Raw genomic sequence first — 14,542 nt, 5'->3', positions numbered from 1 at the left:
GATGGTGGCCTGCGACGATGCCTAGACTGGGACTGACGGCCAAGATCACCCTGCTCTTCGCGCTCCTGAGCGTCGCGAGCGCTCTCGGCCTGGTCAGTGCGGTGCGGGGGTTCGACGCCGTCCGGCAGATCGACAAGGAGGGTCTCGAGAAGCTCGAGCTCGCCAACCGCGCGGCGCTGCTGACCAACCGTGTCACCTACGCCTCGCTGCTCAGCCGGTTCGAAGTGGGGGCGACCGGCCGGGAGATCGAAGCCGTGCTCGATGAACTCGACGGCGCGATCGGGCTGGTCGATTCCGCGCGGGCGAGCCTGATGTCGTCACTGCCGGCCGCGATGCGGGAGGCCAATCCGACGCTCGATCCCAGCCTGAAGACCTTCATGTCCTTTCAGCGCGACATCGTCGAGATCGGGCGGAGCATCTCCGTCCAGGCGGCGCTGGTCGAGGCCGGGGCCGATGCCGCGCGGGAGAATGTCCGCCAGATCATCGCGACCACCTCTGCGATGCGCGACGAGCTCGGGCAGATGGCTCGCGACGCCACGAGGAGAGCCGCCGATCTCTCCGATACCGTCCGCGTCCGAACCATCGTGACCGCGCTGCTGCTGCCGCTCGCCGGCGGGCTTGCCGCGTTCCTGCTGCTCGGCGCGCATCTGACCCGGCCGCTGCGCGACCTGATGGCGGCGATCGCGCGGGCCAGCACCTCGAACACGCTGATCGAGGTGCCCCACCAGGGCCGGGCGGACGAGATCGGGCAGCTTGCCCGGACGGTCCGGGCCCTGAGCGAGGTTCGCGCCACGCTGGTGACGCGCGAGGCCGAGGCCGATCTCGCCCAGCAGACCCGCCAGGCGCGGACGCGGGAACTGCATCGGATCGCCGATGACTTCGAGCAGCGGCTCGGCAGGCTGCTCGCGGAGATCGCAGGTTCGAGCGAGGTCCTCCGCGTCGCGCTGCAGGATTCGGCGGTGCGGGTGCATCAGGTGTCGCGCAGTGCCGAGACCGCCGCATCGTCGGTCAGCGGTGCCGGCGCGGACGCTCAGGCCAGCACCGAGGCCGCGCTGCGGCTGGAACAGGTGATCGGGCAGATCAACGCGGAAGTCCGCCGGGTCTCGATGATGGCGACCGGCGCCAACGAGGAGGCCGCCGGGACCCGCGCGCTCGTCGAGCGCCTGACCGACAACGCCGCCCAGATTCGCGATGTCGTCGGGATGATCGAGGCGATCGCGCGCCAGACCAACCTGCTGGCCCTGAACGCCACCATCGAGGCGGCCCGCGCCGGGGCCCATGGCCGCGGCTTTGCCGTCGTGGCGAACGAGGTCAAGGCGCTGGCGGGGCAGACGGCGGTGGCGACGGGGCAGATCGTTGGCCGGATCTCGCTGGTCAACGAGGCGCTGTCGCATGCGGCCGGCGCGATCTCGGCGATTGCGGCCAGCGTCGGCGCGGTCGAGCAGACCAGTGCCGAGATCTCGACCATGGTCGGGTCGCAGACCGCGTTGCTCGGTTCGCTCGGGGAGACCGTCGCGCGCATCTCGGAGGTCACGGGGACGGCGGCCGGCGCGATGTCGGAGATCGCCATCGCCAACGCGCAGAGCGTGGCCCAGGCCGATATGGGCGCGGCGAGTGCCGGGGCGCTGGACGAGCGCATCGGCAGCTTGCAGCGCGAGGCGCTGGATTTCGTCCGCCGCCTGCGTGCGGCCTGAGTGGCAGGCGCCTTCGCGCTTGCCATCGCGGTGCGACTCGTCCCCATCTGCGGCATGATTTCCCTTTGCCGCATCGCCACATGAGCTGGTCCCCGCAACAGGATGCCGCGCTGAGCGCGGTCGCGCGCTGGCTGCAGGCCGGCGAGCCGCAGCTCTTCCGCCTGTTCGGCTATGCCGGCACGGGCAAGACCACGCTGGCGCGCCACATCGCCGAGGCCGTCGACGGCGAGGTCGCCTTTGCCGCCTTCACCGGCAAGGCCGCGCTCGTGCTGCGCAACAAGGGCTGCGTCGGCGCGCAGACGATCCATTCGCTGATCTACCGCTCGCGCGGCGTCGACGAGGAGAGCCCGACCTTCGTGCTCAACCGCGAGAGCGCCGCGGCCAAGGCCAAGCTGATCATCATCGACGAATGCTCGATGGTGGACGAGGATCTCGGCCGCGACCTGCTCTCCTTCGGCACGCCGGTGCTGGTGCTGGGCGATCCCGCGCAGCTTCCTCCCGTCAAGGGCGGCGGCTTCTTCACCGAGGTCGAGCCCGACATCATGCTGACCGAGGTCCACCGCCAGGCGGCCGACAACCCGATCGTGCGGATGTCGATGACGATCCGCGAGGGCGGGCGGCTGGATGTCGGCGATTACGGCAAGAGCCGCGTGATCCGGCGCAGCGAGGTCGACCCGCAGCTGGTGATGAGTGCCGACCAGGTCCTCGTCGGCCTGAACAAGACGCGGCGCAACTACAATGCCCGCATGCGCCAGATCATGGGCCGCACCGAGACCGTGCCGGTGGCCGGCGAGAAGCTGGTCTGCCTGCGTAACGACAAGAGCAAGGGCTTGCTCAATGGCGGCTCCTGGATCGTGCAGGAGCTCAAGACCTCGAAGAAGGGCCTCGTCACCATGCGGGTGACGCCGGAGGACGACCCCAACGCCAAGCCGGTCAAGGTCTCCGTGCTGCCGAACTTCTTCGACGGCACGGAGGAGGAGATCCCCTGGGAGCTGCGCAAGCACACCGACGAGTTCACCTTCGGCTACGCGCTCACCGTCCACAAGGCGCAGGGCTCGCAGTGGAACGACATCGTGCTCTTCGACGAGAGCTTCGCCTTCCGGGAACACCGGGCGCGGTGGCTTTATACGGGGCTGACGCGGGCGGCTGAGACGATCACGGTGGTGGTTTGAGGGGCGCGCATGCGAGAGCCAGATCTTCAACTCGATCATTGGCATCTGCTTGACGGTGAGGACTATCATCGGATGGCACCGACGACGTTCACGATTCCGAATGCCATTGCGCGGAACAGTCTTCAGCCGGGAGATTTCGCCAAGCTGATGTTCGAGATCAGACGCGGCGAGGACGATCTCGTCGTCGAACGCATGTGGGTTTTGGTCACTGCGCGATGCGAGTTCGGCTATGTCGGCATCCTCGACAATGATCCGCGGGAAATCGCTGAGAATGACGAGCTGTGGTCTGGCACCGAGCTGCCGTTCAAAAGCCGCCACGTCATCGCCATTCAACCGCGCGACGCCGCATCCGTCGCGCTGGCGCTAAAGGGCCCGCGTCGGCGCTGGTCCTGATCGTCTATAGGTCACGCCCTGTCGGGGGCTCCGGACGCATCCTTCAAGACGCTATCCTAATGAATTGGCTCGTCAGCATGAGCGCTGAATGACGTTCTGGGTCGGGCTCTGACACGGTTACCTTGCCACGTGGGGCAGGCCGGGATGTCGCCTGCAACGGCTCCCCTCACAACGCCTGCGACGTCGTTCCCTTCGCGACGATCGGCCCGGTCGGGCGGCCCGTCGGCGAGCCGGTGGCCGGTTCGATCGTGATTTCGAAGAGTTGATCCTTGCCGAGCGGCAGTTGGTCGAGGCGCAGCGGCGTGGTGCGGGCGCGGTCGATCAGGCCGACCGAGCGCGGGCCCACCGTGCGGTCCCAGAGCGTCCAGATCTCCAGCGCCATGCCCGCGGGCACCGCGATGTTCTGCAGCGGCACCATCTCGACGCGGCCATCGCGATAGGTGTTGACGACGGCCGCCGCGACATTGGCGTCCGTCAGCAGCACGGCGACCATCAGCGGCTGGCGCTTGGCTCGGTCGAGCGCGCCGTTCAGGCCGATGGCGAGCAGGATCGCGGCGAGCGCGCCGGCCAACGCTGCGCCGCGCCAGACGAACAGGCTGTTCCACCAGTCCGCGAGTTTGCCACCGGCCTTCACTGCCTTGGCGCGGCCGCGTTCGGCGGCGGGAAGGATGGCTGCGATCTCGGCCTCGATGCGGGCCCACAAGCCCGGCGAGGGCTGGATCGGCCTGGCCGTGGCGTCGATCGCGGCGAGATGGCCGCGCCAGCTTTCGACGCTCGCCGCCAGGGCCGGCTCGCGCGCGATGCGCTGTTCGAGCTGCTCGCGATCGGCCCCCTCGACGAGGCCGAGAACGTATTCGCCGGCGAGCGCATCGCGCTCCCGGGCGTTGTCGGGGGAGGGGCTCATCCGAGGCACTCCTTCAGGGCGATCAGCGAGCGCCGGATCCAGGATTTGACGCTGCCGATCGGCAGGCCGAGCCGGCCTGCGATCTCGCCATGGGTCAGGCCCTGGACGAAGGCGAGCAGCACGAGGCCGCGCCGCTGCGGCGGCAGCGTCTCCAGGCAGGCATGCAGCGCCCTGGCGTCGGACAGCTTCGACATCACGGTTTCCGGATCGTCCTCTTCGCTCGCCATCTCCTCCCCGAGGGGAGCCTCGCTCGTCTCCGTCCGCTTCTCGTCGCGCAGGATCGAGAGGGCGCGGTTGCGCAGGATCGCGTAGATCCAGGTCAGGCCGGCGCCGCGCTGCGGATCGAAGCGCGCGGCATGCCGCCAGATCAGGACGAAGGCATCCTGCACAGCCTCCTCGGCCAGGGCGCGACGCTTCAGCAGACGCTGGGCGACACCGATCATACGCGGCGACTCGGCATCGTAGATGCGCCGGAGCGCGGATTTATCTCCTGCGGCGCAGGCCAGCAGCGCCGCTTCGATCTCGCCCGCCTTCTGCGTCAACGCGAAGTCCCCCACCGTCTCCAGAACCCGGGCGGTCGCAGCACGGCACCCGGCTCCCAACGGGAGGATACGCCGACGGTTCCCCTCGGGATGCAAGGCTTCAGTATATTTTTCAGCCTGCATCCGCCGGCCGCCGGCCGCGATAGCCGCTGCGAGTGCCGCGGTTCCCAAGCGGTACCGCACCAGAACCCGGAGGACCCTGACATGACCAGAACCCTGCGCCTCGCGCTGACCGCCTCGACCCTTCTCGCGGCGTCGCTTTCCGCCTCGCTCTCCGCCCAGGCCGCGACGCTCGCCGCGCTCACCGGCGACGACACCCTGACCCTGATCGACACCGCCACGCAGAAGGCCGGCAAGTCGTTGAAGGTCACCGGCATCGCCGGCAAGATCGCCGGCATCGATGTCCGCCCCGCCGACGGCCTGCTCTATGCGCTGGCGACGGACGGCACGATCTACACCGTCGATGCCGCCGGCAAGGCGACGATGAAGTCGAAGATGGACACGGTGCTGGCGGCGGGCGCGATGGCGACCGTCGACTTCAACCCCGCCGCCGACCGCCTGCGCGTCATCGGCTCCGACGGCAGCAATCTCCGCGTCAATGTCGAGGACGGCAAGACCACCGTCGACGGCAAGCTGAAATTCGCCGAAACCGACATGCACAAGGGCGAGACGCCGATGGTCGTCGCCGGCGCCTATTCCAACTCGGTCAAGGGCACCAAGGAGACCGCGCTCTATGACATCGACGGCAAGATCGGCGCGCTGCTGAAGCAGGCGCCGCCGAATGACGGCGTGCTCGGCGCCATCGGCAAGCTCGGCGCGACGCCGAAGGCGATCGCCTTCGACATCGAGACCGCGGCTGATGGCAGCAATACGGGCTGGCTGGTCGCCGACGGCGCCCTGCACAAGGTCGATCTCGCCTCCGGCAAGGCGACGATGGTCGGCAAGATCGCCGGTCTGAGCGGCACGGTCCGCGACGTTGCGGTTCTGCCGGCCATGTGAAGACGGACGCTTTTTCCTGTCGTGACAACGCCGCCGCCCCGAACAGGGCGGCGGCTCATTTTTTGAGCCTATCGTCGTGTTTCGGGCTGCTACACGCCGTCTCTCCGACAAAGCCTCGCATTGTCCCGGTCGTCTTCTGGTTTTTGCCATGATTGAGGGGCTAGTCTGGAAACGCCAGACGAACCCGACCGGAGGCGACGCATGGCGAGCCCGAGTGTTTTGCGCAGCGAGAGCGTGGGGTTGCAGCGGTTCGGGCTGGGCTTCGGCCTCGGTCAGGCCCCTGAGATTCGCGGCACGGTGCGCGAACGCCTGCTCGCCGAGATCGCGCGGCGCAGGCTGCCGCAGCCGTCCGGGCTGCCCTATTCCGGCACGGCCGAGATCGGTGCGGCGCTCTACGCCTTCGAGGATGCCGAGCGGGCGGCGCGCGAGGCGAAGCCCCCTGCCGGCCAGCCGGTCGCGGCTGCGCCTGCCGTGCCAAACGGCCAGAACGCAATGGCGCCGCCGAAACCAGCCAACGAGCCTGCGTTGCCCTACCGGACCTATCGCGACGAGGTTTCGGCGCGGGTGCGGCTTGCGCTCGAGGCCGAGACCGGTTTCGGGGAACGGCTCGTCCAGTTCTGGTCGAACCATTTCTGCATCGGCGCCACCAAGAGCAACATGACGCGGATCATGGCCGGCGCCTATGAGCGCGAGGCGATCCGCCCGCATGTCTTCGGCCGCTTCGCGGACATGCTGGTCGCGGCCGAGAGCCACCCGGCCATGCTGGAATTCCTCGACAACCGGCTCTCGATCGGCCCGTCCTCACCGGCCGGCAAGCGGCGCGGGCGTGGGCTCAACGAAAACCTCGCCCGCGAGATTCTCGAACTGCACACGCTCGGCGTCTCCGGCGGCTATGCCCAGGTCGACGTCACCAATCTCGCGCGGATCATCACGGGCTGGACGGTGGTCGGCCGCGAGGCTGTGCTCGGCTTTCCCGGGTCCTTCGCCTTCAATGCCGGGCTGCACGAGCCGGGAGCGCCGGAGCTGCTCGGCAAGCCCTATGGCCAGCCGGGCAAGGAGAAGGGGCTGGCGGCGCTGACCGATCTCGCCCGCCATCCCGCCACCGCCGATTTCATCGCGATCAAGCTCGTCCGGCATTTCGTCGCCGACGAGCCGCCGCCGGCGCTGGTGCGCGAATTGTCGGCGGTGTTCAGGAAGACCGAGGGCGATCTCGCCGCGGTGTCGCGGGCGCTGATCGAATCCGACGTGGCCTGGAGCGCAGAGCCGACCAAGATCCGCTCGCCGCAGGAGTTCCTGCTGGCGGCCTTCCGCGCGCTCGGGCGCAAGGCCGAGTTCGGCCAGATCGTCGGGCCGCTCAACGCGATGGGCCAGCCCTTCTGGCAGCCTGCCGGCCCCAATGGCTATCCCGACGGCAACGAGGCCTGGGCCTCGCCCGAGGGGATCAAGACCCGCATCGACGTCGCGGCCGGCTGGGGGCGCCAGGCAGCGGCCAGCGTGCCCGATCCCCGCGCGCTGACCGACGACATCCTGGGGCCGCTGCTCTCGCCCGAGACGCGGCAGGCGGTGGCGCGTGCCGACAGCAAGCCGCAGGCGCTGGCGCTCATGCTGCTCTCGCCCGAATTCCAGCGGAGGTGAGTCCGATGGTGGATGACGACGATGATTGCGAACGGATGACGCCGTCGCGCCGCGCCGTGCTGGGTGCGGCCGGGGCGCTCTTCGCCTGGTCCTTCGTGCCGACATTCGCCTATGCGGCGGCGGGCGCCCGCGATCCGCGCTTCCTGCTGGTGGTGCTGCGCGGCGCGCTCGACGGCCTCTCCGCCGTCCCGCCGCTCGGCGACCCCGATTATGCGGGCCTGCGCGAGGGCATCGCGCTGACGAAGGACGGCCCCGATGCGGCGCTGCCGCTCGACGGCTTCTTTTATCTTCACCCCGCCATGCCGAACCTCGCCCGGCTCTATGCCTCCGGGCAGGCCTCGGTCGTGCATGCGGCGGCGACGGGCTATCGCGAGCGCTCGCATTTCGACGGGCAGGACGTGCTGGAGAGTGGCCAAGCCGGCCCCGGCAAGACCGAGAGCGGCTGGCTGAACCGGCTGATCGCCCATCTGCCGGCGGGGGAGGGCATCTCGCGCAAGGGCGTGCTCGGCGTCGGCGTGGTGCCGCCGCTGGTGGTGCGGGGCGAGGCGCCGGTGCTGGGCTGGGCGCCGCCGCGCATGGCCCGCGCCGGCTCCGATCTGATCCAGCGGCTGGAGGATCTCTACGGGCAGCGCGATCCGGGGCTAGCCCGTGCGCTCGCCCAGGCGAAGCTGACCGAGGAGATCGCCCGGCGTCAGGGCATGAGCAGCGAGGCGAGGGGGGGCGGCGGGCCCGACAGCACTGAGGGCATGAAGCGCATCGCCGAGGGCGCGGCGGCGCTCGTCGGCGCCGATGACGGGCCGCGCATCGCCGCGCTCGCCTTCGAGGGCTGGGACACGCATGCCAATGAAGGCGGGGCCAAGGGCCGGCTGGCGCAGCTGCTGGGCGGGCTCGACGGCGCGCTGGCGACCTTCGAGCAGGGCCTGAAGCCAGTCTGGAAGAACACGGTGGTGATGGTCGTCACCGAGTTCGGCCGCACCGCCCGGGTCAACGGCACCGTCGGCACCGATCACGGCACCGGCACGGTCGCCTTCCTCGTCGGCGGCGCCGTCAAGGGCGGGCGGATGATCGTCGACTGGCCGGGACTGAAGCTGGAGCAGCTCCACGAGAAGCGCGACCTGAAGCCGACGACGGACATCCGCGCCGTTGCCAAGGGGGTCGTCGCCGATCTGTTCGGGATTTCGGGACCGGTGCTGGCGGAAAAGGTGTTTCCCGGCAGCGGCGGGATTGGGCCGATGGCGGGGCTGGTGGGGTAGCTTGCCTTCTCCCCGCGGGGGAGAAGGTGGCAGCGCGAAGCGCTGACGGATGAGGGAAAGAGCCTCAGCAGAGACCAAGAAGGGCCGCTCGCGCAACCCTTCCCTCATCCGCCTCACTGCGTTCGGCACCTTCTCCCCCGAGGGGAGAAGGACCTCAAGCCCAGGCGCGCCCCTTCAGCTTCTCCTCGAAGGCCTCGATCTTCGGCGCCTTCTCCATGGTCAGGCCGATATCGTCGAGGCCGTTCATCAGGCAGTGCTTGCGGAAGGGGTCGATGTCGAAGCTGACCGTGCCGCCATCGGGACCGGTGATCTGCTGCTTTTCGAGATCGACCGTCAGCGTCGCGTTGGAGCCGCGGTCGGCGTCGTCGAACAGCTTCTCGAGGTCTTCCGGCGAGACCACGATCGGCAGGATGCCGTTCTTGAAGCAGTTGTTGTAGAAAATGTCGGCGAACGACGTCGAGATCACGCAGCGGATGCCGAAGTCGAGCAGCGCCCAGGGGGCATGTTCGCGCGAGGAGCCGCAGCCGAAATTGTCGCCGGCGACCAGGATCTCCGACTTGCGATAGGCCGGCTGGTTCAGCACGAAATCGGGGTTCTCCGAGCCGTCCTCCTTGTAGCGCATCTCCGAGAACAGCGCGGTGCCCAGGCCCGTGCGCTTGATCGTCTTCAGATACTGCTTGGGGATGATCATGTCGGTGTCGACATTGATCACCTTCAGCGGCGCGGGCGTCGAGGTCAGGGTGGTGAAGGGCTGCATGAGCGGTCGGTCCTTGCTGCTTTATGGGTGTCGCCGGTCATTCCGCGGCGCGTTCGATGGCTTCGAGATCCTCGTCCGAGAAGCCGAAATGGTGGCCGATCTCGTGGACGAGCACATGGGTGACGATGTGGCCCAGGCTCTCGTCATGCTCGGCCCAGTAGTCGAGGATCGGGCGGCGGTAGAGATGGATCGTGTTGGGCATCTGGCCGGTCTGCGGGGCGTAGCCCTGCTGCGGCAGGCCGATGCCGGTGAAGAGGCCGAGGATGTCGAAGGGGCTCTCGGCCTCGAGCTCCTTGCAGACATCGTCCTCGGGAAACTCGGTGACGTTGAAGATCACGTCGCTGCAGAGCGCGCGGAACTCCTCCGGCAGCCGGTCGAAGGCGGCCTGCGCCAGCAGTTCGAAGGCCTCGACCGAGGGCGCGCGGGCGCCGTCCCAGTCGATCTCGGCCGGGCTTGCGGTGGCGGCGATGGCGGGAACGCTGCCCATCACCAGACCTTCAGCTGATGGCCGAGCCACCAGGCGAGCACGACGACGCCGAGCAGCGACAGGGATCGCCCGATGCGCCGGCCCCAGAGCTCGACGGGGTCGCCCTCGGGGGCATCCTTGGCGCCGAAATGATCCGCCGCCCGGCCCATGGAGGAGCCGAGCAGGCTTTCGCTGTCGCGCTTGACGCGGTCGAGCGCGGCTTGCGCCTCGGCGGCGCGGGCGGATTCGCGGGGGTCCTGGCTCATTTCACCACGCCGGGAGCGGCCCAGCCCATCAGCAGGCCCTTCACGCTGAGGTCCTCGTCGATCTGGGGCCAATGGATGCCGTAGCCGGCCCCGGCGAGTTCCCAATCCGCGCGCTGGGCGGGCGTCGCGTTCAGAAGCCGGGGATACCAGCGAATGGGCACCGACAATTCGCGGCCGTCCGTCAGATCGACGATGAGCCGGTCGTCCGTGCAGCGCACGTTCTGCACGCGTGCTTCAATCAGAAGCTCTTCCGCAGTGCTCATGCCAGACCTCCAGGCAACGTTGGCGATTGTCACTGACGAGACGCTCGATGTCACGCAATTCGTGATTGGAGAAGCCGATCGCGCTGGCGAGGCGAAGCGGCTGCAACCAGAATTTCGCCGTCAGCATGTCGCGATCGACATGCACATGAGCGGGCTCGCGACAGTCGTGACTGACGAAGTAGACGCGGTAGGGACCCGATCGCAGGATCGTCGGCACTGGCGTCGCTCCCTTCGATCAGAAGCGACGCCAAGCCGCTCTCAGCCCAGCTGCCTCACATCGACGAACCGGCCGACCAGCGCGGCGGCCGCCGCCATTTGCGGCGAGACGAGATGGGTGCGGCCCTTGAAGCCCTGGCGGCCCTCGAAATTGCGGTTCGAGGTCGATGCCGCGCGCTGGCCCGGCTTGAGCTGGTCGGGGTTCATGCCCAGGCACATCGAGCAGCCCGGCTCTCGCCATTCGAAGCCGGCGGCGAGGAAGATCTTGTCCAGGCCTTCGGCCTCGGCCTGCTGCTTCACCAGCCCCGAGCCCGGGACGATCATGGCGTAGTCGAGGGAGCCCGCGATCTTCTTGCCCTCGACGATCTTGGCCACCGCGCGCAGATCCTCGATGCGGCCATTGGTGCAGGAGCCGATCCAGATCACGTCGAGCGGGATCTCGGTCATCTTCGTGCCGGCGGTCAGGCCCATATAGTCGAGCGCGCGCTGCTTGGAGGAGCGCTTGGTCTCGTCCTCGATCAGCGCCGGATCGGGTACGCTGCCGGCGACCGAGATCACGTCCTCGGGGCTCGTGCCCCAGGAGACGATCGGCGGCAGGTTGTTGGCGTCGAGCTTCACGATCCGGTCGAAATGAGCGCCCTCGTCGGTGTAGAGCGTCTCCCAGTAGCGCAGGGCCTCGTCCCAGGCGGCGCCCTGCGGGGCCTTGGGGCGGCCCTTCAGATAGGCGTAGGCCTTCTCGTCGGGGGCGACCATGCCGGCGCGCGCGCCGCCCTCGATCGACATGTTGCACAGCGTCATGCGGCCCTCCATCGAGAGCGCGCGGATGGCGTCGCCGGCATATTCGATGACCGAGCCGGTGCCGCCGGCCGTGCCGATCTCGCCGATGATCGCCAGCGTGATGTCCTTGGCGGTGACGCCCTTGGTCAACGTGCCGTCCACCTGGACGAGCATGTTCTTGGCCTTCTTCTGGATCAGCGTCTGGGTGGCCAGCACATGCTCGACCTCCGAGGTGCCGATGCCATGGGCCAGCGCCCCGAAGGCGCCATGCGTCGAGGTGTGGCTGTCGCCGCAGACGATGGTGGTGCCGGGCAGGGTGAAGCCCTGCTCGGGGCCGACGATGTGGACGATGCCCTGGCGGATATCGAGCTCGTTGAAATACTCGACGCCGAACTCCTTGGCGTTCTTCGCGAGCGCCTCGACCTGGATGCGGCTCTCCTCCTCCGCGATGCCCTTGGAGCGGTCGGTGGTGGGAATGTTGTGGTCGACGACGGCGAGCGTCTTGTGCGGCGCGCGGACCTTGCGGCCCGTCATGCGCAGCCCCTCGAAGGCCTGCGGGCTGGTCACCTCATGGACGAGGTGGCGGTCGATATAGAGCAGGCAGGTGCCATCCTCCTGCCGGTCGACGATGTGGTCGTCGAAGATCTTGTCATAGAGCGTGCGGGGTGCGGACGTCGCGGTCATGGCGCTAAAGCCTCGGTGGCTGGGGATCGATGGGATCGTGGAAAGGGCCGGCTCCGGGAGCCGGCTCGCAGAACGCATTCGCCTGTCGCCCGCGCACGGCGCGGGTCTCAGGCGCGGCTAAGGCCTGCGGCGATCGAGGCGGTGAAGCGGCCGAAGAAGCGCCAGGGCAGCCGGGCATGGTCGTGCAGGGCCGCGAAGCCTTGCGTCGTGGGCATGCGGCGCAGGTTCACCTCGCGGCGAACCACGCAGAGCCGGCCATGCTCGCTCGCGGGGCGCTTCGTCATGAGCCGGTTCTAACAGTTCCAGACTGGCCGGGCAATGCGAGGCAGGGACATGCCAGGCCCCAGCTGACGGCCTGAACGCCGCCGCTCCGGGCGCCGTCAAAGCTGTCCGCGCAGGTCCCAGAGCTCGGGGAAGAAGCGGCGCTCGAGGGCGGTGCGCAGGAACTGCACGCCCGACGAGCCGCCGGTGCCCGTCTTGAAGCCGATGATGCGCTCGACCGTCTTCATGTGGCGGAAGCGCCATTGCTGGAACTGGTCCTCGATGTCGACCAGTTCCTCCGCCAGTTCGTAGAGATCGAAATGCTGGCGGTTCTCGCGATAGATGCCGAGCCAGACATCGCGCAGGCCGGCATCGAAGGGGTGAGGCTCGCGCCAGTCGCGCTCGACGCAGGCCGCTGGCACCGGCAGGCCGCGTCGCGCCAGGAGCAGGATCGCCTCGTCATAGAGGCTGGGCTCGCGATAGGCGTTCTCCAGCAGCGCATGGGCCGCCGGGTGATGCTTGTGGACCGCGAGCATGCGCGGGTCCTTGGCGCCCAGGCGGAATTCGAGCGCGCGATACTGCCAGGACTGGAAGCCGGAGGATTCGCCGAGCGAGGGGCGGAAGGCGAGATAATCCGCCGGCGTCATGGTCGAGAGCACGTCCCAGGCGGCGACGAGCTGCGACTGGATGCGCGAGACGCGCGCCAGCGACTTGAAGGCGGGCGACAGCTCGTCCTTGCGGATCGCGGCGATGGCGCCGTCGATCTCGTGCACGCAGAGCTTGAGCCAGAGCTCCTGGACCTGGTGGATGGTGATGAAGAGCGGCTCGTCGGGGGCGTCGCTCAGCGGCTTCTGGGCGGAGAGCAGGAGGTCGAGCCCGAGATAGTCGCCATAGCTCATGCGCTGGCGAAAATCGGTGGTCATGCCGGGCTCGATCCGGCTCTCGGATTGTCCGCCGTGCTCGCTCTGACTCATGACGCGTTTCCCCCGCCTCCGGGCTCGACAAGTTATATTTTAAACTTAAAGTATTTGGCGCAGCGCACAAGGCGGGAGCCGCGTCAGGCATGACAGAACAGGCGTTTCCACTCGACCTTTCCCAGCATTTTTCGCGTTTCCGGCAGGCGGCCGTGGGCCGGCTGCATGTCGCCGCGCACAGCCACCATTTCTGGCCGGACGTGACGCGCGCGGCGCAGATCCGCTGCTGGGACGATGCCGCCCGCCTCGTCGACGACAAATGGGGCGAGGTGCTGGGGCCGGTCTGGGGGCGGGTCTCGGCGGGAATCGCGCGGCATCTCAACCTGCCGTCGCCGGAGTCGCTGGCGCTGGCGCCCAACACCCATGAGTTCGTCAATCGCCTGCTGTCCTGCTGCGTGCCGGGCCGGCCGGTCCGCATCCTCACCAGCGATGGCGAGTTCCACTCCTTCCGGCGCCAGACGCAGCGCCTCGCCGAAGAGGGGCTGATCGAGCTCGTGATCGTCCCGGCGGAGCCGTTCGAGAGCTTCACCGCGCGGCTGGTCGCGGCTGGGCGCGAGGCCGGGCGGATCGACCTCGTCTTCGTCAGCCAGGTTTTGTTCAATTCCGGCTATGCCCTGCCGGACCTGCCCGGTCTGGTCGAGGCGCTCGTCGCCCCCGAGCGGCTGATCGTGATCGACGGCTATCACGGCTTCATGGCGCGCCCGACCGATCTGGCGCCCGTGGCGGACCGCGCCTTCTATCTCGCCGGCGGCTACAAATACGCGATGGGCGGGGAGGGCATCTGCTTCCTGCACAGCCCGCCAGGCGTCGCGCCGCGCCCGCGCGACACGGGCTGGTATGCCGCCTTCGGCGCGCTGGCCGGGCCGCAGGACGAGGTCGCCTATGCGGAGGGGGGCTGGCGCTTCATGGGCGCGACCTTCGACCCCTCGGGGCTCTACCGCTTCGACGCCGTGCTGGCCTGGATGGCGGAGCACGGCCTCGATGCCGGCGTGGCGCAGGCGCATGCGCGGGCCCTGCAGGCGCTCTTCCTTGAAGGCCTGCCGGCTCTGCGGCATCCCGTGCTCGCGCCCGCCCATCTGGTGGTGGAGAGCGAGGCTGATCGCGGCAACTTCCTGACCTTCCGGCACGAGCAGGCCGGGGCATGCCACAGCGCCCTGCATGAGGCCGGCATCATCACCGATGTCCGCGGCGACCGGCTGCGCGTCGGCTTCGGGCTCTATCACACCGCCGGTGACGTTGCGGCACTGCTGGCGCGGCTTCGGGGCTGAGCCCGGCGACGGCCCCAT

The 14,542-nt window shown here is 68.7% G+C and carries 17 protein-coding genes; 7 read left to right on the top strand and 10 right to left on the bottom strand.

Going from position 1 to position 14,542, the window contains the following annotated elements; all coding sequences use genetic code 11:
- Window positions 1–17: 17 nt before the first annotated feature.
- The 3 genes from BSY19_RS22050 (at window position 18) to BSY19_RS22040 (ending at window position 3,259) form a co-directional block, all read left to right on the top strand.
- Entirely contained in the window at window positions 18–1,694 is a 1,677-nt protein-coding gene (locus BSY19_RS22050; protein ID WP_069056027.1) for a methyl-accepting chemotaxis protein, read from the top strand.
- A gap of 80 nt (window positions 1,695–1,774) precedes the next feature.
- Window positions 1,775–2,866, top strand: a complete 1,092-nt coding sequence (locus BSY19_RS22045; RefSeq protein ID WP_069056026.1) for an ATP-dependent DNA helicase — start codon at window positions 1,775–1,777, stop codon at window positions 2,864–2,866.
- A 72-nt stretch (window positions 2,867–2,938) separates the two neighbouring features.
- Window positions 2,939–3,259 (top strand): hypothetical protein, encoded by a 321-nt coding sequence (locus BSY19_RS22040; RefSeq protein ID WP_083247768.1) that lies wholly within the window; start codon window positions 2,939–2,941, stop codon window positions 3,257–3,259.
- 166 nt (window positions 3,260–3,425) lie between these two features.
- Here BSY19_RS22040 and BSY19_RS22035 read toward each other — a convergent pair whose 3' ends face one another.
- Complete coding sequence (locus BSY19_RS22035; RefSeq protein ID WP_069056024.1) at window positions 3,426–4,163, bottom strand: anti-sigma factor; 738 nt, start codon at window positions 4,161–4,163, stop codon at window positions 3,426–3,428.
- Entirely contained in the window at window positions 4,160–4,705 is a 546-nt protein-coding gene (locus BSY19_RS22030; RefSeq protein WP_236840424.1) for a sigma-70 family RNA polymerase sigma factor, read from the bottom strand. The genes BSY19_RS22035 and BSY19_RS22030 overlap by 4 nt, the downstream gene beginning before the upstream one ends.
- 204 nt (window positions 4,706–4,909) lie before the next feature.
- On the opposite strand from BSY19_RS22030, the gene BSY19_RS22025 reads away from it, so the two are divergent.
- The 3 genes from BSY19_RS22025 (at window position 4,910) to BSY19_RS22015 (ending at window position 8,592) form a co-directional block, all read left to right on the top strand.
- Entirely contained in the window at window positions 4,910–5,704 is a 795-nt protein-coding gene (locus tag BSY19_RS22025; protein ID WP_069056023.1) for a DUF4394 domain-containing protein, read from the top strand.
- 201 nt (window positions 5,705–5,905) lie between these two features.
- On the top strand, window positions 5,906–7,339 hold the full coding sequence (locus BSY19_RS22020; RefSeq protein ID WP_069056022.1) for a DUF1800 domain-containing protein: 1,434 nt from the start codon (window positions 5,906–5,908) through the stop codon (window positions 7,337–7,339).
- A gap of 5 nt (window positions 7,340–7,344) precedes the next feature.
- Entirely contained in the window at window positions 7,345–8,592 is a 1,248-nt protein-coding gene (locus tag BSY19_RS22015) for a DUF1501 domain-containing protein (protein WP_069056021.1), read from the top strand.
- A 154-nt stretch (window positions 8,593–8,746) separates the two neighbouring features.
- Here the strand turns inward: BSY19_RS22015 and leuD are convergent, their stop codons facing one another.
- From leuD to kynA, 8 genes are all read right to left on the bottom strand, one after another.
- On the bottom strand, window positions 8,747–9,349 hold the full coding sequence (leuD, locus tag BSY19_RS22010; protein WP_069056020.1) for a 3-isopropylmalate dehydratase small subunit: 603 nt from the start codon (window positions 9,347–9,349) through the stop codon (window positions 8,747–8,749).
- Window positions 9,350–9,386: 37 nt separating this feature from the next.
- Window positions 9,387–9,836, bottom strand: a complete 450-nt coding sequence (locus tag BSY19_RS22005) for a metallopeptidase family protein (RefSeq protein ID WP_083247766.1) — start codon at window positions 9,834–9,836, stop codon at window positions 9,387–9,389.
- A complete protein-coding gene (locus tag BSY19_RS22000; RefSeq protein WP_069056019.1) occupies window positions 9,836–10,081 on the bottom strand; it encodes a hypothetical protein in 246 nt (81 codons plus the stop codon). Before BSY19_RS22000 ends, BSY19_RS22005 begins: the two co-directional genes overlap by 1 nt.
- Complete coding sequence (locus BSY19_RS21995) at window positions 10,078–10,344, bottom strand: DUF2442 domain-containing protein (protein ID WP_069056018.1); 267 nt, start codon at window positions 10,342–10,344, stop codon at window positions 10,078–10,080. Before BSY19_RS21995 ends, BSY19_RS22000 begins: the two co-directional genes overlap by 4 nt.
- Window positions 10,316–10,561, bottom strand: coding sequence for a DUF4160 domain-containing protein (locus BSY19_RS27170; protein WP_083247765.1), 246 nt, complete (start codon window positions 10,559–10,561; stop codon window positions 10,316–10,318). The genes BSY19_RS21995 and BSY19_RS27170 overlap by 29 nt, the downstream gene beginning before the upstream one ends.
- Before the next feature lie 41 nt (window positions 10,562–10,602).
- A complete protein-coding gene (gene leuC / locus BSY19_RS21990) occupies window positions 10,603–12,021 on the bottom strand; it encodes a 3-isopropylmalate dehydratase large subunit (RefSeq protein WP_069056017.1) in 1,419 nt (472 codons plus the stop codon).
- A gap of 107 nt (window positions 12,022–12,128) precedes the next feature.
- Complete coding sequence (locus tag BSY19_RS28070) at window positions 12,129–12,305, bottom strand: hypothetical protein (protein ID WP_171905078.1); 177 nt, start codon at window positions 12,303–12,305, stop codon at window positions 12,129–12,131.
- A 96-nt stretch (window positions 12,306–12,401) separates the two neighbouring features.
- The gene (gene kynA, locus BSY19_RS21985) at window positions 12,402–13,256 is read right to left on the bottom strand and encodes a tryptophan 2,3-dioxygenase (RefSeq protein WP_069056016.1); all 855 of its coding nucleotides are present in this window, start codon (window positions 13,254–13,256) and stop codon (window positions 12,402–12,404) included.
- Between the two features lie 89 nt (window positions 13,257–13,345).
- Here kynA and BSY19_RS21980 point away from each other — a divergent pair, with 89 nt between their 5' ends.
- Complete coding sequence (locus BSY19_RS21980; protein ID WP_069056015.1) at window positions 13,346–14,524, top strand: aminotransferase class V-fold PLP-dependent enzyme; 1,179 nt, start codon at window positions 13,346–13,348, stop codon at window positions 14,522–14,524.
- The last annotated feature ends 18 nt before the right edge of the window (window positions 14,525–14,542 follow it).

It is taken from the genome of Bosea sp. RAC05 (assembly GCF_001713455.1).
Classification (GTDB): Bacteria; Pseudomonadota; Alphaproteobacteria; order Rhizobiales; family Beijerinckiaceae; genus Allobosea.
Note: the sequence above shows the minus strand (reverse complement) of the source record. Positions and strands in the feature narration are given on the sequence as shown.